Here is a 17,057-nt window from a genome sequence, read left to right as displayed (position 1 = left end):
CGGGTGTTCTCGGTCACTGGGAGTCATACGCCGACGGGATATCGTTTGCGTGCGTATCGAAGCTAGACTCCCGTAGAGGCGGTCCGTCTAGGATTCGTGCAGACCAGTACATTTCAGTACATAACAGTAGGTTTCAGTACAACCGTTGGAGGAATTGGGGCTCGATACGTTGCTGGTAATCGTTCGAGAGGCGGATTCAGGCAGGCCCCCAGATGTACGCCACAGCTCCCCTCCCTCGTGGCTACCCACCACTCGCTACGAAAGTGACCAGCTCTTCCGGAGCGACCGAGGTGAGGAGCGCAACGAGGCGTGCGAGTCTGGACCACGAGGGCTTTCTGGGAATCTAACCCTTTGTCGATAGAGCGAAAGTGTGAGAGGGCTTTCTGAGACTCTCCTGTGATGGTATCTGAGCGAAAGCTCGAAGGGCGACATGCTAGAATAATCGTCTCCCCATCTCGTCCCACCGTCCAAAATCGAATAGTTTAACCAACTCAACCAACCGTTCCCGGAGTGATGAAAGTCGTTAAGACCCACCCCGCGAGTTGACCGCTATGGCCGGTCTCTACGCGCATCCTGACTACTACGAAATCGCCTTCGATTTCCGCGACGTGGCGGCCGAAGTGGATTTCTTCGAGAGCTGTATCGACCGATTCGGCGGACGTGTGGACGACCCCGACTCGGTGCTCGAAGTCGCCTGCGGCCCCTCGCCCTACCTCCTCGAATTCGACGCTCGCGGGTACGAGTTCACAGGTCTCGACAACTCCTCGGAGATGATCGCCCACTCCATCGAGAAGGCGCGCGAGCACGACATCGAGGCGACGTTCCTCCAGCGGGACATGGCCGACTTCTATCTTCCACAATCTGTCGATTTCGCCTTCTGTGCGCTCGGGTCGCTGTATCTGGAATCGAACGACGACCTTCGGTCGCACCTCGAATCGGTCGCCGACGGCCTGTCTTCGGGGTCGCTCTACTGCATCGACGGTTCGATCGACTTTCCCGGTGGTAGCGCCTCCAAGACCGAGTGGGAGACGACGCGCGGCGAGACGACGGTTCGGTTCAGCAGCGAACAGGAGCCGATACATACGACCGAGCAACTGGTTCGCCAGACGATCACGACGCGGGTCGAGACGCCGGACGGAACCCGCCGCTTCCGCGAAGCGTACACCATCAAGTCGTTCGCGCCCCAAGAGTTTCGCATGCTCGTCGATGACTCCGAGTTCGAGCACGTCGGCTGGTTCGATAGCTTCGACCTCTCGAAGCCGGTCGAAGACTGCGAACCGGGCACGCTCCACCGCCCCGTCACGGTACTCAGGAGGCGATGATGTTCGTCTCGCTCTGGGACTGGCAGTCCGAACTGGACGAGTCGCTCGTCGCCGCCTCGCCAGACGAGATTCGCCAGCAGGTGCGCGAGTACGCGGACGGCGACCGACAGGAGTTTGACCTCGAGATCACGTTTCCCGACAGCTTCACCGGCCGGGTCATGGCCGCGATGCTAGAGATTCCACGCGGCGAGACGCGAACCTACGGCGAGCTCGCCGACGCGCTCGATACCGCCCCGATCGCCGTCGGCCAAGCGTGCGGGCGCAATCCCGTCCCCATCGTCGTCCCCTGTCACCGCGTCGTTGCAGCGGACGGCCTCGGCGGCTATTCAGGTGGTGGAGACGACCGACTAGCACTCAAAAGGCGACTGCTCGACCTCGAATCGCGGTAGTTACTCGTCCGGAGCGATGCGCGTCACGCGCCCGGTCACGCCCGACTCCAACTCGACTTTCACGCCACCGGGTTCGGTCTCCTCCTCCGAGAGCACCTTGGCGATGTCGCCCCGGAGCGGTGGCGCGTCGCCAGCGTTCTCCGCGTTGGTCTGCTCTATCTCGACGGTCATCCCTCGACGCAACTCTTCTTTCGACGGTCGATCGGCGGACATACGACGAGCTATGGGGTTCGAACCAAAGAGGATGATGGCCTCGTTGTTACCGCATCCCTAGTGTGGTACGTTATGACTTGCCAATAAGTTTAATTCTATTGCAAAAAGAGTTATAACAAACACGTGCATAGGAACTTATGCGGCGCCATCATCTCTTCCGGATAAAGACCGACTAACCCCTACTCGAACTTCTCGAACGGCTGTTCACAGCCGTTGCAGAAGTGCATCGACCGACAGAGCGACGGCCCTTTCGGGTGTTCACGCTCGGTATCCGTCGAACCGCAGTAGGGGCACTCCGCGCCCGAATCTTCGCCGCTCGTCGTCACGCTGGGGTCGAATCGTCTCATATACTCAGTCCGAACTCCCGCAGGTCGTCTTTGCCCTGTTCAGTCACCATCTCGATCGTCCATGGCGGGCTCCAGACGAGTTCGAGGTCGGCGCTCTCGACGCCGTCGACTGCAGCGACATCCTTCTCGATCTCCTCGGTGAGCATCTTCCGCGCTGGACAGCCGGTGTACGTCAGAGTCATGATGACCGTCACGTCGCTCTCGTCGATTTCGACCCCGTAGATCAACCCCAGGTCGACGATGCTGATAGGCATCTCGGGGTCTTCGATCTCGTAGAGGGCGTCCCAGACGCGCCCTTCGAGTCCGGTCGCACCCTCGCCCGTGGCGGGCACGTCGTCGGGAGAGCGCCCGCTTTTCGAGTAGTCCGTGTACGCGCACGGCGTCGCATCCGGTTCTACGTCTTGTGGTTGATTACTCATCGTCGGGGTCCGGCATGATTCGGTGGGCTTCGCTTCGTCCGAGTTCACGGTACGAGTGGGTCATCTCGTCGTGGAGGTCGAACCAGTCGTCGGTGTGGTTTCCATCTCGTCCGTGGTGTTCAGGGAGCAGTTCGTTCGGGTCGCCGCTCTGGAGTTCTTCAGGCACCTCGACATCCAGCGAGACGAGGAACGGAACGACGATATCGAGCCACTGCTCGCGCATCGCTTCGAGTGACCGGGTGCGGATCCCGAATTCGTCGATCTGCTCGTCTGCTTCGCCGCCGACGAACAGGGTCAGTGCGTGCGGAAACAGTGCATCGACTGCCGACTGCACACGCTCTCTGCCTTCGTCATCGCTGGCGAGTCGTTCGAGCCAGTTCTGGGCGTGTTCGCGGTGGTATCGCTCCTCGCTCAGGATCTTGGCTACGCGGTCTGCGATGCGTGGGTACGAGGTGTCTTCGAGGGATTCGAGGCGCAGCTGTTCCGCCACGTCGTAGAAGTATCCACGGACGATGGCGTCGGCCCAGTCACCCGACTCGAATGGCAGCTCCACGAGCGTCGAGTGGCGGAAGTCGCTCGGGTCGCGCTCGAAGATGAGGTCGGATTCGGAGTAGCCGAAGTCCTGCAGCAGGTCGTACCAGAGGCGAGCGTGTCCGAGTTCGTCCTGTGCGATGTTCGAGATGGCGAGGTCGGATTCCAGCGTGGGCGCACGAACCTGCCACTCGGTGTACCGTTCTGCGATGACGAGTTCGTCGTCCGCGAGGCGGTAAAGTAGCTCTTCGACGGCGTCCTGCTCTTCGTCGCTGAGTTCGTCCGGCCCGGCGAGTTGCACAGACATCAGGCCTCACTCCGTTGGCGGTCGGCTTCTTCCTGTTCGGCTTCGGCCTCTTCGACTTCCTGTGCGAAACTGGAGTCGATGCGATTGTACGCCATCACCCAGCGGTAGGATTTGTCCGTCGTCCCACCGAAGGAGGTTTCCTCGGCATCGACTTCGCCGATCTCGTCTTTCGGGACGACCCAGATGCTGTTCGTCGGTTTACGTCGCCCGTGCTGTATCTGGGCGAACATGAGCGCCATATCTCGGTCTGGCGCGTGGACGTTTCCACAGTGGGTGTGATACTTGCCTTTCTCGTCTTGTCGGAATACTTCCCAGATCATGTTAATCAGCCGCCACCGGCGTGTTCGAACCCTTCGTTTCCCAGTCGTCCAGCACGTCACGAACCCAACTGACCGCTTCCTGTGCGTTCTTCCGACCGTTTATCTGGTCGACGCCGGGTTCGTAGCTGTTCTTGGCGATCTTGAAGAACTCGTCCCAGTCGAGATCGTCTTCACGAACCTTGTACGTGCCCGTCTCCTCGTCGTGCTCGATCCGCGGTTCGTCCGGAATCTCGAGCCCGTACTTCTTCGCCTTCGGGATGTAGGCGTTGAGGAAGGCGGTACGCAACTCGTCGTTCGTCATCGTCTTCAGCCCCACGTCGGCGGAGAAATCGTGGTGCGTACTCTTGTCGTCGGTCGGCCCGAAGAACTGGATGATGCGCGGCCACCACTTCTCGAATGCCTCCTGGAGTAGCTCTTGCTCCTTCTTCGACCCCATGGAGAGTTCACGCATGATGTCCTCGCCGTGTTTGACGTGGAAGCCTTCCTCGAAACAGACCTTGTCCATCGCGTGTGCGTAGGGTTCCCAGCTCGTTCGTTTCAGGGTCGCCTGTCGGCGCATCGCCGCGCCGTCGACGAAGAAGGCGATCATCGGTGTCTCCCACCAGTGATCCATCTCGTAGTGGAAGCAGTTCAGAAATTTGCCCTGGCCGTTCTCCAGCTCGTCCATCATCTGGTCACGAGTCTTGATGCCGAGTGATTCGGCAGCACGGTAGAGCAACTGCCCGTGGCCGATCTCGTCCTGCACCTTCGCGCTGAACGCCAATTTTCGGTCGAGGCTTGGAGATTGGCGGATGAACGGTCGCTCCAGATATGCACCCATTATCTCCGAGTTCGCGTGGAACTGAATCATTCGAGTCGCGGCCTTCCGGTACTCCTCAGGCATGTCGTCCTTCGGATTGAATTCCCGAGGGCCGGCCCGCTCTTTGACGGTCTCGATGTCCATACCCGATAATTATTCGTCCCGACCCATACGAGTTGACCCGTCCATAGACTGGGTTTAAATACTCTCGAATCCTACCACCACCGAATGATAGACGAGTGTCTCGTCGTAGAGTTCACTGTCACCGGGGACGATTGTCCTCTCTCCGATGCGTCACGCTCGACGGGGGTTCGAATCGATTGTCAACCCCCTCAGCATCGGAACGATGGCTACGCCCTCCTTCGATTCAGTGCGCCGGAAGGCAGTGACGGTCTCGCCGACTATCTCGATGCAGACGACCGAATCCGATATCTCCACGTCTCGACGACGGACGGGAGGCAGAATTTCAGATGTCTCTCGAAACATCCCTGCGTCGTCCACGAACTGACGAACGTCGGGTTCATGGCCGAATCACTTCGCTATCACGACGGTAGGGCGAAGTTCACGGGGGCGGTGGTGGGTCACGATGTCCTGCAAGGCGTTCTCGAAGCAGCAGGCGAGACGGTCGGAATGCGACTAGAGCGCGTCCACCAACTCGGTTCGGAAGACGAGAACGTCGTCGCACAACAGTGGGACGTGACGCCAGCACAGGAACGCGCTCTCCGAATCGCGCAGGAGATGGGCTACTTCGGAGTTCCCCGCGCTACCACCGCGACCGAGGTAGCTGACGAGCTCGGCATCAGCAAGTCGGCGTTTTTGGAGCGGATCCATCGAGCAGAGCGATCGCTTTTCTCACAGATATTCGTTTGATGTGATACTTTGGTTGCATCGTCGTCGTCGGAACTTATTTATCGAGTACCGTAGCCTCTTTCGCTGTCGTGTCTGCACTCCTCGCTCCCTCCAGAATCGACGTGACACTCCTGTTGCTGGCGTATCTAGTCGTCGCGCAGGCACAGCACCTTCCTGATGGGGCAGCACTGGTGGGGTACGTGACTGGATTCCTCCTCATCGTTCTGATCCCACTTCTGGCGCTTGACGAGACCAGAACGTCGACGACCAGCAAAACGAAATAGCCGACGAACGACGTTCGACACATGAATCTCGTGGAGGCCCTCTCCGCCGAATCGGGCTTGCTCTGTGTCGTCGGTGCGGGTGGGAAGAAATCGACCCTGTACGCACTGGCAAACCGCATCGACCGAGCCGCCGTCACTGCGACGGTTCGTATCCCGATATTCGACGACCAGGTGGCGGAGGTGTTCGTCACCGATTCTCCTACGGATGCACTCGAAACGGCCACGGACTGGCCTGTCGGACTCGTCCCAGAACAGGAGCGCCCCGACCGTTATCGAGGGTACGACCCGAAGACGGTCGTGTCGCTCACGGACGCTGACGTCGATGCAATCCTCGTGAAAGCAGATGGCGCACGAACCCGCCTACTGAAGGCTCCGAACGAGCGCGAACCGCAGATTCCGCCGACTGTCGATGTCGTAGTCCCCATTGCGAGTGCGCGTGTGGTGGGCAAACCACTAACGGAGGAGTACGTCCACCGACCTGACAGGGTGGCTGCGATTACCGACAGACAGGAGGGGGAGAAGCTCCGCCCGTCCGACGTCGCCACAGTGCTCGCAAGCGAGCACGCGGGGCTGAAGGACGTTCCTGAGGGTGCGACCGTGATTCCACTCGTGAACATGGTGGACGACGAACGACTGGAGAAGACGGGGCGGGAAATCGCAGAGGCAGTGCTAGCAGAGGCGGACGTTCCCCGTGTCGTGCTCACTCGAATGACTGCAGAGGATCCCGTCGTTGCAATCATCGACTGATGAGGTGCCGTCTCCTGATAGGGAACGAACAGTGCACGTTGGAATCGATGTACCGTGTGACGACCTGACTGATGAACAGACGGCACGAGTGACGAAAAGACGGAAGAGAGGTAGAAGGCGTGAAGCGGTGTGCCGTGCTCCCGCGAGCCGCTTCACGGTATCGTTCAGGTCATGGCGGTCGTGGCCGCGTTCTCCGTGATAAAGTTCAGGGTGCGTCGAGACGCTCGGCTGCTGCCTCGAACTCCTCGCGGGTGTTGACGTTCTCGAACGACGTCAGCACCCCGTGTTCTTGCAGATCGGTCTCTTCGACGACGACGTAGTCGAGTTCGAACAGCGGCTCGACGATCTTCCGCTCGTTTCGGGCGAGCGCAGCGTCACAGGCTTCGACCATCGGTTTCGTCTTATAGGTGGCGTGGGTGGTCTGGTACCAACCATCATCGAGCCGGGGAACTGCGGCTTCGTGTCCGGCTGCGCTGTTCAGGAGGAATTCGACGAGCGATGGTTCGACGAACGGCATATCGCAGGCGACGACGAAGGCGTATTCCGCATTGCAGGCTGCGAGCCCTGCTCGGATTCCCGCCATCGGTCCCTGGTCGGGATCGGTGTCGATGGCGAACCGTATCGGATGTGAGTATCCCTGCATCGCCACTTCGATGGCGTCACGCTGGTCATCTCGACAGTTGACGACGAGTTCGTTCACGACGCTTTCGATTCGGTCGGCGACTCGTCGGAGCATCGGGACGCCAGCGAGGTTTGCGACCGCCTTGTCGGCCTCTCCGAATCGAGTCGAACGACCACCTGCGAGGATGACACCTGCGGGCATGGTTCGACTGTAGGTATCGGGTTGATAAGTGGCTGTGGTTGAACGCTCTGGGCGCGTATCAGTTGTCCCCCGCCATCTTCTCGTCGGTGGTGTCTTCGATTCGTCTGTTGGGGTGGAGGGTCGGTGTCCTTACCCCGTTTTGTAGACGCCACGGGCTTCCGCGATGTGTTCGTCGTCTTCGTCGTAGACGCTCACGTCCACGGTTCCGACATCGCTTCCGTTTCGTACCACGTCGGCCTCGGCGTACAGGTCGCCCGTCCCCGCACTGAGATAATCGATACGCATGTCGATGGTCGGGACGGGTTGGTCGTTAAGCGAGACGAGCGCCGCACCGCCGACGGTGTCCGCGAGGGTGAACGCGACGCCACCGTGCGCCATGAGTCGGTCTTGGTTCCACGACAGTTCTTCTCGCATCTCGATCTTTCCTTCGGCGTGGCCGTCTGCTGCTTCGGTTACTTCGACGCCGAGCAGGTCTGCGAAAGGCATCCCCTCGAAGAACGCTTCGATGTCCATACCCCGACTGCACGTGGGGAGTAATTAAATGTGCGTACAGTGACCCTGTTCTCGTATGCAGGTTTCAGACGACGACGGAATCCGAACGGTGACGTTCGACCGCCCCGAGGTTCGTAACGCTTTCACGCCGGATGCGGCGGGTGAACTCGCCGAGATTCTCGCAGATTGCAACCCGAAATCCATCGACGCCGTCGTGCTGACCGGCGACGGCAAAGCGTTCAGTGCGGGTGGTGACATCCAGTCGATGGCCGAGCGCGAGGAGAACGTTCGAGAGGCCTACGAACGAGTTCGCGATACGCTCTCTCGCGTGGTTCACGAAGTGTTGTCCGCGCCGGTTCCGGTCGTAGCGAAGGTCAACGGCGATGCGGTCGGTGCGGGAATGGCGCTCGTGACTGCGTCTGACTTCGCCTACGCAGGCGAATCGGCTCGCTTCGCGGCGTCGTTCATCAACGTCGGCCTCATCCCAGATATGGGCGGAACCTTCCTCCTGCCGCGACTCGTCGGGCTTCGAAAAGCCAAGGAACTCGCCTTTACGGGTGAACTGATCTCGGCGGACGAAGCTGCCGAACTGGACGTCGTGAACGAGGTCGTGCCGGACGAACAGCTCGATATCAGGGTGACGGAACTGACCGACCAGTTGGCCGAACAGCCGACCCACACGATCGCACTCGGAAAGCAGGCCCTCCACGAGAACCTGGGAAAAGACTGGCGAGAGGCCCTGGATTACGAGACGATGATCCAATCGCAAGCGTACGACATGCCCGCCCACGCGGAAGGTGTCTCGGCGTTCCTGGAGGGACGGGACCCCGAGTTCGAGTGATTCGGGGCAGTCGAGTCGTGATGTCGTAACGCCTTAATTCCATATTTTGATACTGGCTCGTCGTCATCCGTAGGGGGCTCGAATCCAAACACCGTATATCGCTCTGTGAAATGACGAACGAATCATTTCACACCCTCGACAGATGAACGTCAATCACGCGATTGCAGTCCTCTTCGCCACAAACTGCACATTCGTCACTTTGCTCTGTGCCTGCTTCGGCGAGCGCGACGGCCCCATTTGCATCCAAGTCGGCGGTTGCGAATACTACGCGCTCGCCAGCGTGACCGAGTTCGTACTTCCCGTCGGTTTCCCGGACGAATCGCTCGCGGAGTTCCGAGAGATGGTAGTTGAACCGACTCGTGTCCCGGATTCCTACTCGCTGGCGCAGTTCGGAGAACGCGATGGGTTCGTCCGCCGTCGCCAGTTCACGGAGAATTGCGATGCGGTGTTCGCTTGCGATGGTTCCGAGTGCGTTTACCGCGGATTCCGCGATCTCCTCGTCCGTCGCAGGTGATTCGGGATGCATGCGTAGCCGTCACGCGGTCTCCGTGACATACGTTCCGGAACTGGTTAGTTCGGCTACAGAAACAATGTTCGCGGAAACGATATATTTCTCTCGCCCGGCACACCGAACATGGCAGGTGCAGATGTCGAATTTCGGCTCGAATCACCCGCTGACGAAGAACGGTTCGTTCGGGAGTATCTCCCGGATGCGTGGCATCGCTTCGAAACCAGTGATTTCTGGGAGACGGGCTGGTTTTGGGCATATCGCCAGTTCGCGGAGTACGATTCGGGCCCTGATTGCGGACTGGTTCGAATTATCTTCGAAGGCGACCCGGACGCGCTGGTCGAAAACGAAAAAGACCACTGGAACCGATTCGACGGACTCGAATCGTGGACTCTCCGCCGGTACGAGGACACCGAGGAAGGGTACGAAAGCCTCCTCGAACAGCAGATGGACGCGAAAGGTGATGTCGGCGGCGAGTGGGAGTATCGACTGAAGCCACTCACGGCGCGGTTCGCACTCTTGTATCTCCGCGAGTTTGAGGAGGAACTACCTGCCGTCGCTGAGCGAACCGACGAAAATCTGCCGGGGATCGGCTTCTGGACGGTGTATCACGATGCTATGGTTCAGTGTGGCTACAACTGGTACGACGAAACCGATGCCTGTCTGAAAGGGATGAAAAATCGGCTGAAATCGCTCGCCAGTTACGAAGGGGCTGACTCAGCCCGTGAGGAGTACGACCGACTGCTCGCGGAGTGGGAGGCCTACCGGGAGGAGCTAGAGATGTGGCTTGACGAGAATCCGACGGGCGAAGCGTCGGAGCCCTGATTCTCGCTCGTCCGTCGAAACCAGAATCGGAATCCCGCTCTCGATTCGATGAACTGTGACAGTTCGCGTGAAATTCTACCGAGCCACTTAACGGAATAGAAGACGAGTGTACGTGATACAATCGATGGTAGTAGATTCTCTCACGACCGTCGTCGTGATACTGGCGATGGGGCTCGGCGTCGCGTTTACCTACTTCGGCTACTCCGTCGTCACGCGACTCACGTCGTTGGTCGGCGGACTCGGCGGTGCCCTGTTGGGAAGTTTCGCTGGACGGACGCTCGTCGCACCAACGGTCGGTTTCGCCTCGCCCAACGTACTTCTCGCGTCGCTGGTCGGTGCCCTCGTCGGCAGTCTCGTCGGGAGTCGTATCGCTCACTCCACGCAGCGATTCGCCATCGTCGCGCTCAGTTTCGCCGTCTCGTCGGCCGTCGCGTACTCGGTGGTTGGCCACACCGACCTCCTCCACTTGATGCCCTCGCTATCACCCGGTTCCGGAGCCCTCACTCCCGTCGTCGGGTCGGTCGTCGTCGGCGGAATCGTTGGAATCCTGGTCTGGCAGTTCTATCTCCCGTTCTTGGCCGTCGGGACGAGTTTATTGGGCGCGAGCATACTGCAACGACTCGTGCGCCACTGGAGCGGTTCGTTCCCGGTCTTCCAGTCGGACGTGTGGGCGTCTCTCGGGACGAACCCCGTCGTCTGGCTCCTCCTCGTCGGGACGGGTATCGTCTACCAGTATCGCCGATACCGTCGGACGAAATCGGTGAGCCGTCGATTGCAGTTTCACCACCGAGGTTCGAGCTAACGGCCACCGACTTCCCGTAGTCCGCGAACCTGTTCGAAGGAATCGAATCCGTCACACGTTCTCGAACGCTTTCAGCACGACCTTGCTGAGCGCCGGGTGGATGTGGATAGTGTCGGTCACGTCGCGTACGGTTCCCGACCCACTCGCCAGTGCGAGGAGGACTTCGTGGACGAGCGTCGATGCATCCGGGCCGATCACGTGACAACCGAGAATCTCGCTATCGCCCGGGTCGGCCAGCACCTTCACGAATCCATCTCGTTCTTTTATCGCCTTTCCCATCACGGTGTCCTGATACTCACACCGACCGACTGCGTACGCTTTTCCGGCTGATTCGAGTTCCTGTTCCGTCTTTCCGGTTCCGGCGACCTGGGGAGAGGTGAAGACGGCGTGACCCATGCTCGAATAATCGACCGCTTCGCGCTCTCCGTCGAGTGCGTTTTTCACGACGTACTTCGTCTCCCAGTCAGCAGCGTGTTTGAACTGGTAGTTACCCGCGATGTCGCCCTGGGCCCAGACGTTCTCGGCGCTCGTTTCCAGATATTCGTTGGTCTCGACGTACCCCCGGTCGTCGGTGTCGATGCCTGCTGCATCCAGGTCGAGGTGGTCGCTATTGGGTCGTCGTCCCGCCGCGAGGAGCAACGAATCACCCGTGACGGAGATGGTCTCGTCGCCTCGCTCTGCTGTCACCGTCACTTCGTCTCCGTCCTGTGAAACCTCGGTCGCTTCGTAGCCGACGTTTACCGTGTGGCGTCGACTTGCGATTTCGGTGAACGTCTTTGCTACCTCGTGGTCTTCGTTGGAGAGGAGGACGTCGCTCCGTCCGACGATGGTGACGTGCGTCCCGAGCGATTCGTAGAAGTGGCCGAGCTCCGCAGCGATGTATCCGCCACCGATGACGACGAGGTGTTCAGGCTGTGTGTCGAGGCGCAAAGCCTCCCTACTCGTGAGGTAGTCCACATCTTCCAGGCCGTCGATGGGTGGGACGACCGGTCGTGCCCCTGCCGCGACGACGACCTTCTCGCCGCGAACTCGCTCCCCGCCGACGGCCAGCGTTCGGTCATCGACGAATCGAGCGTCGTCCCGAAAGAGGGTGATGTCGTCACGTTCCCGGTCGGTTCGTTCCATCCGTTCGGACTTCCCGTCGACCGTATTCGTAACTTCGTGCACGATGTGCGAGAAGTCGATTTCGTTCACCTCAGCGTCGATACCGAACTCACCTGCCCGCACGACCGTATCGACGATATCCGCGCGGTGGATAAGCGTTTTCGAGGGGTTACAACCCCGATTCACGCACGTTCCGCCGATCGGCCCTCGCTCGACAAGCGCCACGTCCATCCCGCGGTCTGCGGCGGCAAGTGCCACCTTGTTTCCCGTCCCGCCACCGATGACGACGATATCGAAGTCCCCCATGCGATTTCACCATCCTGTTCTATGTTATCGATTGCCATAGCCGTACTCCCTCTCCCGACTGTTGCTCGTGGAACGTCGTTCGCGGAAAAGGAGTAGACGACTCAGATTACTTTCTTGCCACGGACGGTGACCTCGACACTCCCGACCGTCTTTTCGTCGAAATCGATCGCGGTGAGCGTCGACTTCCCGACGGGGAGAAACAACGTCTTTTTCGTTTGACCACTCAGGATCGACGCCGTATCGAATTTGGAGCCGTCCGAATGAACGACTGTCAGTCCTCGAACGCCAAGTTTCGTCGTCGCTTCCGGGGTGAGACTGACGCTCGCTGCGACCCGATCACTCGCCCACGGTTCGCTGACCGAGACGCGCTCGAAAACCTCCGAACCGGCAAGTCCCGATACGCTCACGGTCGGACTGAGCGTGACACAACCACTGAGTCCCGCGACACCTGTTCCGATAGTCGCTCCGAGGAGCGTTCGCCGTGAGAGCGTCGTATCGTCGATTTCGTCTGGTTCGTTCCCTGTCATCGTTGTGAATCCCGAAGGATGAGTGGCCCGATGGCGAGCGTTCGTTTTGCGACCGTTGCGATACGCAGGATGTAGGCGACGAGCAGCAAGAACGGAACGAGCGTGATGGTAAACGCCCCGCTGACCACCAGGAGGATATTGGTGAACCCCAACGTCGTGCCGTCGAACGTTCCACTGCCGACGAACGCGAGCATCCCCCCAGCCACGAACAGCGCGGGAATCGCCGCATAGAGGATCATTTGCGAGAGGTCGATGAGCGCCCACTGGAAGTAGAGCGTCTTGATATGCTCGCGGGCCGGGCCGAACATCGACAGCGACGTCTTCAGTTGTTCGAACAATCGATACTGTTCGTCAGTGAGATCGTCCGAGTAGTCATCTCGCATCCGTTCGACGTGGAATATCTTCCACGAGTAGTTGAAATCGAGCGCCGCGAACAGCACGTCGAACGTGCCGAACTTCGCGCCGTCGAGTTCGTCTTTGACCGTCTCCGCGTTGCCGGTGAGACTGTCGATAAACTCGTCTAACTCATCGCACAACTCGTCGTTTCTGTCCTCATTGACCGAGTTTCGCAGTTCGTTCGCCCGGCTCTCGGTCGTGTCGATTATCTCCCGGAGGAACATCGACGGGTCGGAGGGCGTCGTATGTCCGAGCATCTCTCCGACGAAGTTACGAAAGTCCATCGCGTCGCTCATCCGCTGGCGCTGGTCACCGAGTGGGCCGTTCTCCTGTGAGATGACCAACTGGCTGATGGTGACGACCAGCGTCGTCCCGGTGATGATCCCGCCGATCATCGTCGAGAACAGCGTCTCGATGGTGTCCGTCCTTGCGATCTCGGATTTCAGCGGCGGGTAGAGAAACGTCCCGACGAGCACGAACGAGACGAAGAAGATGACTGCTATCGCTCCCGTCACCACGAGACGTCGCGCACCGAGGACGAGCCAGAGCTTTACGCGACTCTCTCCCGCCCGTTCGCGCATCGTATTCGCGGTGCTGATCTCGCTGTCACTCATTCGGCGTCGTCACCCGATCGTGCGGGTCGCTTGAACACGAGGTACTTCGTCCCACCCCCGACGTATTCGATGGTCTCGACCAGTTCCCACCCGTCTTCACCGAGGTCGTTCAGATCGTTGATCGGATCGATAGACTCCTTCTTCGTTGCCCCACGGGGCGGTCTGATGGTGTGATACTCCCATTGCTCGATCGCGCGTTGCATCATGAGTGTCTCTTGTTCGGTGGCGTCGAAGAAAGAGGGTTGTGGCTCCGTGAACTATCGTTCGTGAACTGCGATGGCCTTACAGGCCGAGGAACTCTTCGGCGTTCTCCCAGAGGATCTTGCGCTGTACGTCCTCGGGGAAGTCGAGTTCTTCGAACTGGTTCAGCCACTTCTTCGGTCGGATCATCGGATAGTCGGTACCGAACATCACCTTGTCTTGCAGGAGGGTTCGCGCGTAGTGGAGCACTTGATCGTCGATGTACTTGGGCAACCAACCGGAGAGATCCATGTAGACGTTGCCCTTCTGCTGGCAGATGGCGAGTTGTTCCTGTTCCCACGGGAACGCCGGGTGTGCGATGAGTATCTGGAGGTCGGGATGCTCGGCGGCAACGTCGTCGATGAGCATCGGATTGCCGTACTTGATCTTCAGGCCCCTCCCGCCGGGCGCACCCGCGCCGAGCGTGGAGTTGCCGCCGTGGAAGACGACCGGAACGCCGAGGTCTTCGATGGTCGAGAACAGTTCCTCGTGTTCGGGGGCGCTCGGATCGAATCCCTGTGCGATCTGCTGGAACTTGAAGCCGGAGAGATCGAGGTCGTTGACGACGCGCTCTGCCTCTTCGACGCAGTCGTCTTTCAGTGGGTCGACGCTCCCGAATCCGACGAAGAAGTCGTCGTACTCATCGCGAATTTCGGCGACGTAGTCGTTTGGAACCGGCGGATTTCCGGTGTTCGTCTCGGCGTCCCAGCCCAGCAGTACCGTCTTGCCGATTCCGGCTTCGTGGTACTCGGAGACGAGCGAGTCGTAGGTGTCCGTTTCCATCTTCGCGCCGAACTTGTTCGCGGCGTCCTCCATCATCTGCCCGCCGGCGTCCTCCAGGAACTCCTTCGTCGGCTGGTGGGCGTGGGTGTCGATGATTCGCGGTTCGTCCTCGTCGGCGAGGATGTCGATTGGCATATGTGACCGTTCTCGCATCGTCATTAAAAAGATGGGCAACACGACCTCACGTCCTTCAGCTGCTCTACACTTATGAAATTTAGTTTTAATAAATAATCTATGAATTAATTTTATAAATAAAATCGTCGATGGTGGTTATTATGCAGAATTCCACAAATAAATCAATTCCCGGGGCCCCTACGGTTGGTCGGCGGTCGTATCTGAAACTAGCGAGCGGGACGCTGATAGCTGGTGCAACACTTGGCGGTGCCGCATCGACGGCGACCGGCGCGCAAGCCGGTGACGATGTAACTGCCCGAACCGTGACGACTGACGATTTCCAGTTCGATACCGTATACAACGTCGTTGACGACCTCGGAATGGACCCGACGGGTGGAGAACCGATCGACGATATCCTCGACGACAACATCCAGAGCAATACGAAACTGGAGTTCCCACAGGGCGAGTTCCTCGTCACCGACTTCACGTTCGACTTCGGTAACGGACTTCACGATTTCGGCATGGTCGGCATCGACCCGGGTGCGACCATCGTTCTCGATACGGCAGACGATGTTACGCCGAGTTCCGGTGCGACGTGGCTATCACTCGGCGGAAAAGATTCGTACAACCTCCTCTACGAGGGCCTGAGACACGATGTCGGCGACGCTTCCGAAGCGCCGAGAATGCAACTCATCGTCGACGACGGACTGGTCGTCCGGGACGTTCTCCATCGCGGGAGTCACGACGGTTCGCGAGGGCCGTTTTTGTTCGGTGTCCGAACGCCGTCCGGACGCGGGCTCGTGAAGAACCTCCGCGCGCCCGACGGTGCGCCCGACGGGAGCGGGGCCGTCGGGACCTTCGTCGAGATGAACACGACGGGCGAATTGGAGTTTCGGAACTGTCACCTGAAGGGATTTCCGAACAACGGTCTCTATCAGTCGAGCAAAAGTACCGGACTCGTCCGTGTTATCGGCGGATGCTACCAGAACAACAACATCTCGAACGTCCGCCTCGCCGGCGCGGGAAGCGAGGTTCGGGACTGTTGTGTAACCGTGGACACGCCCCACTCCGACGACTCGTTTCCCACGAACATGCGGGGAATCTGGCTGTTCGCACGCGATACCACGGTTGCGAACTGCGAGGTGAACCTCACCGCGGATACGGTTAGCGACGGCGGCATCGTCATCGTCGGAGAGGGAACACACCAAATATGCGACACTCGGATTCGAGTCGACACCGACGACACGGCGGCGATGTATGCTGTGCAACCGGACACGACTCCGGCACCAGTTCGGTGTGTAAACGTACAAGTGACCGGAAGCGCCTCGCACACGTCAGGCGGGTATCCCGGAAGCGCCGCACTCCGTGCCTTCGGTCGTCCGGACTCGGTGTTCAAATCCTGCTGTATCGAGCAGACCGGCTCCGGTCGGGACGGAATCTTGCTGCAGTACTGCGATGGAAGTCGCGTCGTGGACAGTTCGTTCGACGTAACCGGCGACCGCATCGTACTCGATAACTCCAGCAACGTCGTTCGTCGGCGGAACGAAACCGGCGCGTCATGTTCGCCGCCATCGTGTTCGTACTCTCCGACGACGATGGTCGATGGATTCGAGGACGGCACTCTCACGGAGTACACGTTCGACCGCGGCGAATCGGGAGCGAGCATCGTTTCGTCGCCGACGAAAGGGGGAACGAACGCCCTCGAAATCGCCGGGACGAACACGGAACTGGTAAGCACATCGGGTCTACCGACGTATCCGAAAGCAGGGAACTCGTTTAGCTACTGGATTCGCGGCGACGGCGGAGCGGCGGACAGCAACCTTTCGTACGGTGTGCAGGGGCCGGACAACCGATATTTCGTCCGCGTCGATATCGCCAACAACGACCTCATTCTGTTCCGGTACGAGGACGAAACGGCCTACCGACTCGACTCGGATTCGACGGGATACACCCTCTCGCAGGGTTCGTGGTACGAACTCGTCGTAGATTGGAGTGCGAACGGCGACCACATGGTGACGCTCCGGGACGGGGGCGGAAATCGTATCGCTCGCGTCTCGGCGACCGATTTGACGTGGGTGGACGGTGGGGTTGGTTACGATGCGTATCTCCGATGTGGGGAGCGCTTCTACGTGGACAGCGTAGAGATACGATAAAA

Annotated in this window: 23 protein-coding genes; 9 read left to right on the top strand and 14 right to left on the bottom strand. The window is 59.5% G+C overall.

The features are described 5' to 3' along the window. Positions 1 to 551: 551 nt before the first annotated feature. Positions 552 to 1,322: a class I SAM-dependent methyltransferase gene (locus ACR3FE_RS02305; RefSeq protein ID WP_458205108.1), complete on the top strand. Its 771-nt coding sequence runs from the start codon at positions 552 to 554 to the stop codon at positions 1,320 to 1,322. Further along, on the top strand, positions 1,322 to 1,711 hold the full coding sequence (locus tag ACR3FE_RS02300) for a methylated-DNA--[protein]-cysteine S-methyltransferase (protein ID WP_458205106.1): 390 nt from the start codon (positions 1,322 to 1,324) through the stop codon (positions 1,709 to 1,711). The genes ACR3FE_RS02305 and ACR3FE_RS02300 overlap by 1 nt, the downstream gene beginning before the upstream one ends. Here the strand turns inward: ACR3FE_RS02300 and ACR3FE_RS02295 are convergent, their stop codons facing one another. The 6 genes from ACR3FE_RS02295 to paaA form a co-directional block, all read right to left on the bottom strand. Further along, complete coding sequence (locus ACR3FE_RS02295; RefSeq protein WP_458205104.1) at positions 1,712 to 1,924, bottom strand: DUF2196 domain-containing protein; 213 nt, start codon at positions 1,922 to 1,924, stop codon at positions 1,712 to 1,714. A 179-nt stretch (positions 1,925 to 2,103) separates the two neighbouring features. Continuing rightward, on the bottom strand, positions 2,104 to 2,271 hold the full coding sequence (gene paaE / locus ACR3FE_RS02290) for a 1,2-phenylacetyl-CoA epoxidase subunit PaaE (RefSeq protein WP_458205103.1): 168 nt from the start codon (positions 2,269 to 2,271) through the stop codon (positions 2,104 to 2,106). After that, positions 2,268 to 2,690, bottom strand: a complete 423-nt coding sequence (paaD, locus tag ACR3FE_RS02285) for a 1,2-phenylacetyl-CoA epoxidase subunit PaaD (RefSeq protein WP_458205101.1) — start codon at positions 2,688 to 2,690, stop codon at positions 2,268 to 2,270. The genes paaE and paaD overlap by 4 nt, the downstream gene beginning before the upstream one ends. Further along, positions 2,683 to 3,528, bottom strand: coding sequence for a 1,2-phenylacetyl-CoA epoxidase subunit PaaC (paaC, locus tag ACR3FE_RS02280; RefSeq protein ID WP_458205099.1), 846 nt, complete (start codon positions 3,526 to 3,528; stop codon positions 2,683 to 2,685). Before paaC ends, paaD begins: the two co-directional genes overlap by 8 nt. Continuing rightward, positions 3,528 to 3,848 carry a 1,2-phenylacetyl-CoA epoxidase subunit PaaB gene (gene paaB, locus ACR3FE_RS02275; protein WP_458205097.1) on the bottom strand — a complete coding sequence of 107 codons (321 nt, stop codon included), beginning with the start codon at positions 3,846 to 3,848 and terminating at the stop codon, positions 3,528 to 3,530. The genes paaC and paaB overlap by 1 nt, the downstream gene beginning before the upstream one ends. Before the next feature lies 1 nt (position 3,849). Next, positions 3,850 to 4,791, bottom strand: coding sequence for a 1,2-phenylacetyl-CoA epoxidase subunit PaaA (gene paaA, locus ACR3FE_RS02270; RefSeq protein WP_458205095.1), 942 nt, complete (start codon positions 4,789 to 4,791; stop codon positions 3,850 to 3,852). An 84-nt stretch (positions 4,792 to 4,875) separates the two neighbouring features. Here paaA and ACR3FE_RS02265 point away from each other — a divergent pair, with 84 nt between their 5' ends. The 3 genes from ACR3FE_RS02265 (at position 4,876) to yqeC (ending at position 6,527) form a co-directional block, all read left to right on the top strand. Beyond that, positions 4,876 to 5,517 carry a helix-turn-helix domain-containing protein gene (locus tag ACR3FE_RS02265; RefSeq protein WP_458205094.1) on the top strand — a complete coding sequence of 214 codons (642 nt, stop codon included), beginning with the start codon at positions 4,876 to 4,878 and terminating at the stop codon, positions 5,515 to 5,517. Positions 5,518 to 5,585: 68 nt separating this feature from the next. Next, positions 5,586 to 5,780: a hypothetical protein gene (locus tag ACR3FE_RS02260; RefSeq protein WP_458205093.1), complete on the top strand. Its 195-nt coding sequence runs from the start codon at positions 5,586 to 5,588 to the stop codon at positions 5,778 to 5,780. A gap of 21 nt (positions 5,781 to 5,801) precedes the next feature. Beyond that, a complete protein-coding gene (gene yqeC / locus ACR3FE_RS02255; RefSeq protein WP_458205091.1) occupies positions 5,802 to 6,527 on the top strand; it encodes a selenium cofactor biosynthesis protein YqeC in 726 nt (241 codons plus the stop codon). A 205-nt stretch (positions 6,528 to 6,732) separates the two neighbouring features. Here the strand turns inward: yqeC and mobA are convergent, their stop codons facing one another. Together mobA and ACR3FE_RS02245 are read right to left on the bottom strand one after the other, a co-directional pair. Next, complete coding sequence (gene mobA / locus ACR3FE_RS02250; protein WP_458205090.1) at positions 6,733 to 7,350, bottom strand: molybdenum cofactor guanylyltransferase; 618 nt, start codon at positions 7,348 to 7,350, stop codon at positions 6,733 to 6,735. Between the two features lie 129 nt (positions 7,351 to 7,479). Beyond that, positions 7,480 to 7,863, bottom strand: a complete 384-nt coding sequence (locus ACR3FE_RS02245) for a PaaI family thioesterase (RefSeq protein WP_458205088.1) — start codon at positions 7,861 to 7,863, stop codon at positions 7,480 to 7,482. A 55-nt stretch (positions 7,864 to 7,918) separates the two neighbouring features. Here ACR3FE_RS02245 and ACR3FE_RS02240 point away from each other — a divergent pair, with 55 nt between their 5' ends. Then, complete coding sequence (locus tag ACR3FE_RS02240) at positions 7,919 to 8,683, top strand: enoyl-CoA hydratase/isomerase family protein (RefSeq protein ID WP_458205086.1); 765 nt, start codon at positions 7,919 to 7,921, stop codon at positions 8,681 to 8,683. A 127-nt stretch (positions 8,684 to 8,810) separates the two neighbouring features. Here the strand turns inward: ACR3FE_RS02240 and ACR3FE_RS02235 are convergent, their stop codons facing one another. Then, positions 8,811 to 9,209, bottom strand: a complete 399-nt coding sequence (locus tag ACR3FE_RS02235) for a DUF7347 domain-containing protein (RefSeq protein WP_458205084.1) — start codon at positions 9,207 to 9,209, stop codon at positions 8,811 to 8,813. Between the two features lie 108 nt (positions 9,210 to 9,317). Here ACR3FE_RS02235 and ACR3FE_RS02230 point away from each other — a divergent pair, with 108 nt between their 5' ends. Next, positions 9,318 to 10,016, top strand: coding sequence for a hypothetical protein (locus tag ACR3FE_RS02230; RefSeq protein ID WP_458205082.1), 699 nt, complete (start codon positions 9,318 to 9,320; stop codon positions 10,014 to 10,016). Positions 10,017 to 10,140: 124 nt separating this feature from the next. Next, a complete protein-coding gene (locus tag ACR3FE_RS02225; RefSeq protein ID WP_458205081.1) occupies positions 10,141 to 10,818 on the top strand; it encodes a hypothetical protein in 678 nt (225 codons plus the stop codon). A gap of 51 nt (positions 10,819 to 10,869) precedes the next feature. Here ACR3FE_RS02225 and ACR3FE_RS02220 read toward each other — a convergent pair whose 3' ends face one another. From ACR3FE_RS02220 to ACR3FE_RS02200, 5 genes are all read right to left on the bottom strand, one after another. Beyond that, the gene (locus ACR3FE_RS02220; protein ID WP_458205080.1) at positions 10,870 to 12,228 is read right to left on the bottom strand and encodes a dihydrolipoyl dehydrogenase; all 1,359 of its coding nucleotides are present in this window, start codon (positions 12,226 to 12,228) and stop codon (positions 10,870 to 10,872) included. 101 nt (positions 12,229 to 12,329) lie between these two features. Then, positions 12,330 to 12,755, bottom strand: coding sequence for a twin-arginine translocation signal domain-containing protein (locus ACR3FE_RS02215; RefSeq protein WP_458205078.1), 426 nt, complete (start codon positions 12,753 to 12,755; stop codon positions 12,330 to 12,332). Then, positions 12,752 to 13,765 (bottom strand): DUF7972 family membrane protein, encoded by a 1,014-nt coding sequence (locus tag ACR3FE_RS02210; protein ID WP_458205076.1) that lies wholly within the window; start codon positions 13,763 to 13,765, stop codon positions 12,752 to 12,754. Before ACR3FE_RS02210 ends, ACR3FE_RS02215 begins: the two co-directional genes overlap by 4 nt. Next, the gene (locus tag ACR3FE_RS02205; protein ID WP_458205075.1) at positions 13,762 to 13,971 is read right to left on the bottom strand and encodes a DUF4177 domain-containing protein; all 210 of its coding nucleotides are present in this window, start codon (positions 13,969 to 13,971) and stop codon (positions 13,762 to 13,764) included. The genes ACR3FE_RS02210 and ACR3FE_RS02205 overlap by 4 nt, the downstream gene beginning before the upstream one ends. Positions 13,972 to 14,047: 76 nt before the next feature. Further along, positions 14,048 to 14,923 carry an amidohydrolase family protein gene (locus tag ACR3FE_RS02200; protein WP_458205073.1) on the bottom strand — a complete coding sequence of 292 codons (876 nt, stop codon included), beginning with the start codon at positions 14,921 to 14,923 and terminating at the stop codon, positions 14,048 to 14,050. A gap of 140 nt (positions 14,924 to 15,063) precedes the next feature. On the opposite strand from ACR3FE_RS02200, the gene ACR3FE_RS02195 reads away from it, so the two are divergent. Continuing rightward, the gene (locus ACR3FE_RS02195; protein WP_458205072.1) at positions 15,064 to 17,055 is read left to right on the top strand and encodes a hypothetical protein; all 1,992 of its coding nucleotides are present in this window, start codon (positions 15,064 to 15,066) and stop codon (positions 17,053 to 17,055) included. The last annotated feature ends 2 nt before the right edge of the window (positions 17,056 to 17,057 follow it).

The organism is Haladaptatus rarus, from assembly GCF_054177585.1.
This window is presented reverse-complemented; position numbering and strand designations above follow the sequence as displayed.

Bases quoted from the DNA above. Each gene is read 5' to 3' on its own strand.
- ACR3FE_RS02305 (WP_458205108.1), top strand. From the start codon at position 552: ATGGCCGGTCTCTACGCGCATCCTGACTACTACGAAATCGCCTTCGAT.
- ACR3FE_RS02300 (WP_458205106.1), top strand. From the start codon at position 1,322: ATGTTCGTCTCGCTCTGGGACTGGCAGTCCGAACTGGACGAGTCGCTC.
- ACR3FE_RS02295 (WP_458205104.1), bottom strand. From the start codon at position 1,924: ATGTCCGCCGATCGACCGTCGAAAGAAGAGTTGCGTCGAGGGATGACC.
- paaE (WP_458205103.1), bottom strand. From the start codon at position 2,271: ATGAGACGATTCGACCCCAGCGTGACGACGAGCGGCGAAGATTCGGGC.
- paaD (WP_458205101.1), bottom strand. From the start codon at position 2,690: ATGAGTAATCAACCACAAGACGTAGAACCGGATGCGACGCCGTGCGCG.
- paaC (WP_458205099.1), bottom strand. From the start codon at position 3,528: ATGTCTGTGCAACTCGCCGGGCCGGACGAACTCAGCGACGAAGAGCAG.
- paaB (WP_458205097.1), bottom strand. From the start codon at position 3,848: ATGATCTGGGAAGTATTCCGACAAGACGAGAAAGGCAAGTATCACACC.
- paaA (WP_458205095.1), bottom strand. From the start codon at position 4,791: ATGGACATCGAGACCGTCAAAGAGCGGGCCGGCCCTCGGGAATTCAAT.
- ACR3FE_RS02265 (WP_458205094.1), top strand. From the start codon at position 4,876: ATGATAGACGAGTGTCTCGTCGTAGAGTTCACTGTCACCGGGGACGAT.
- yqeC (WP_458205091.1), top strand. From the start codon at position 5,802: ATGAATCTCGTGGAGGCCCTCTCCGCCGAATCGGGCTTGCTCTGTGTC.
- mobA (WP_458205090.1), bottom strand. From the start codon at position 7,350: ATGCCCGCAGGTGTCATCCTCGCAGGTGGTCGTTCGACTCGATTCGGA.
- ACR3FE_RS02245 (WP_458205088.1), bottom strand. From the start codon at position 7,863: ATGGACATCGAAGCGTTCTTCGAGGGGATGCCTTTCGCAGACCTGCTC.
- ACR3FE_RS02240 (WP_458205086.1), top strand. From the start codon at position 7,919: ATGCAGGTTTCAGACGACGACGGAATCCGAACGGTGACGTTCGACCGC.
- ACR3FE_RS02235 (WP_458205084.1), bottom strand. From the start codon at position 9,209: ATGCATCCCGAATCACCTGCGACGGACGAGGAGATCGCGGAATCCGCG.
- ACR3FE_RS02230 (WP_458205082.1), top strand. From the start codon at position 9,318: ATGGCAGGTGCAGATGTCGAATTTCGGCTCGAATCACCCGCTGACGAA.
- ACR3FE_RS02225 (WP_458205081.1), top strand. From the start codon at position 10,141: ATGGTAGTAGATTCTCTCACGACCGTCGTCGTGATACTGGCGATGGGG.
- ACR3FE_RS02220 (WP_458205080.1), bottom strand. From the start codon at position 12,228: ATGGGGGACTTCGATATCGTCGTCATCGGTGGCGGGACGGGAAACAAG.
- ACR3FE_RS02215 (WP_458205078.1), bottom strand. From the start codon at position 12,755: ATGACAGGGAACGAACCAGACGAAATCGACGATACGACGCTCTCACGG.
- ACR3FE_RS02210 (WP_458205076.1), bottom strand. From the start codon at position 13,765: ATGAGTGACAGCGAGATCAGCACCGCGAATACGATGCGCGAACGGGCG.
- ACR3FE_RS02205 (WP_458205075.1), bottom strand. From the start codon at position 13,971: ATGATGCAACGCGCGATCGAGCAATGGGAGTATCACACCATCAGACCG.
- ACR3FE_RS02200 (WP_458205073.1), bottom strand. From the start codon at position 14,923: ATGCCAATCGACATCCTCGCCGACGAGGACGAACCGCGAATCATCGAC.
- ACR3FE_RS02195 (WP_458205072.1), top strand. From the start codon at position 15,064: ATGCAGAATTCCACAAATAAATCAATTCCCGGGGCCCCTACGGTTGGT.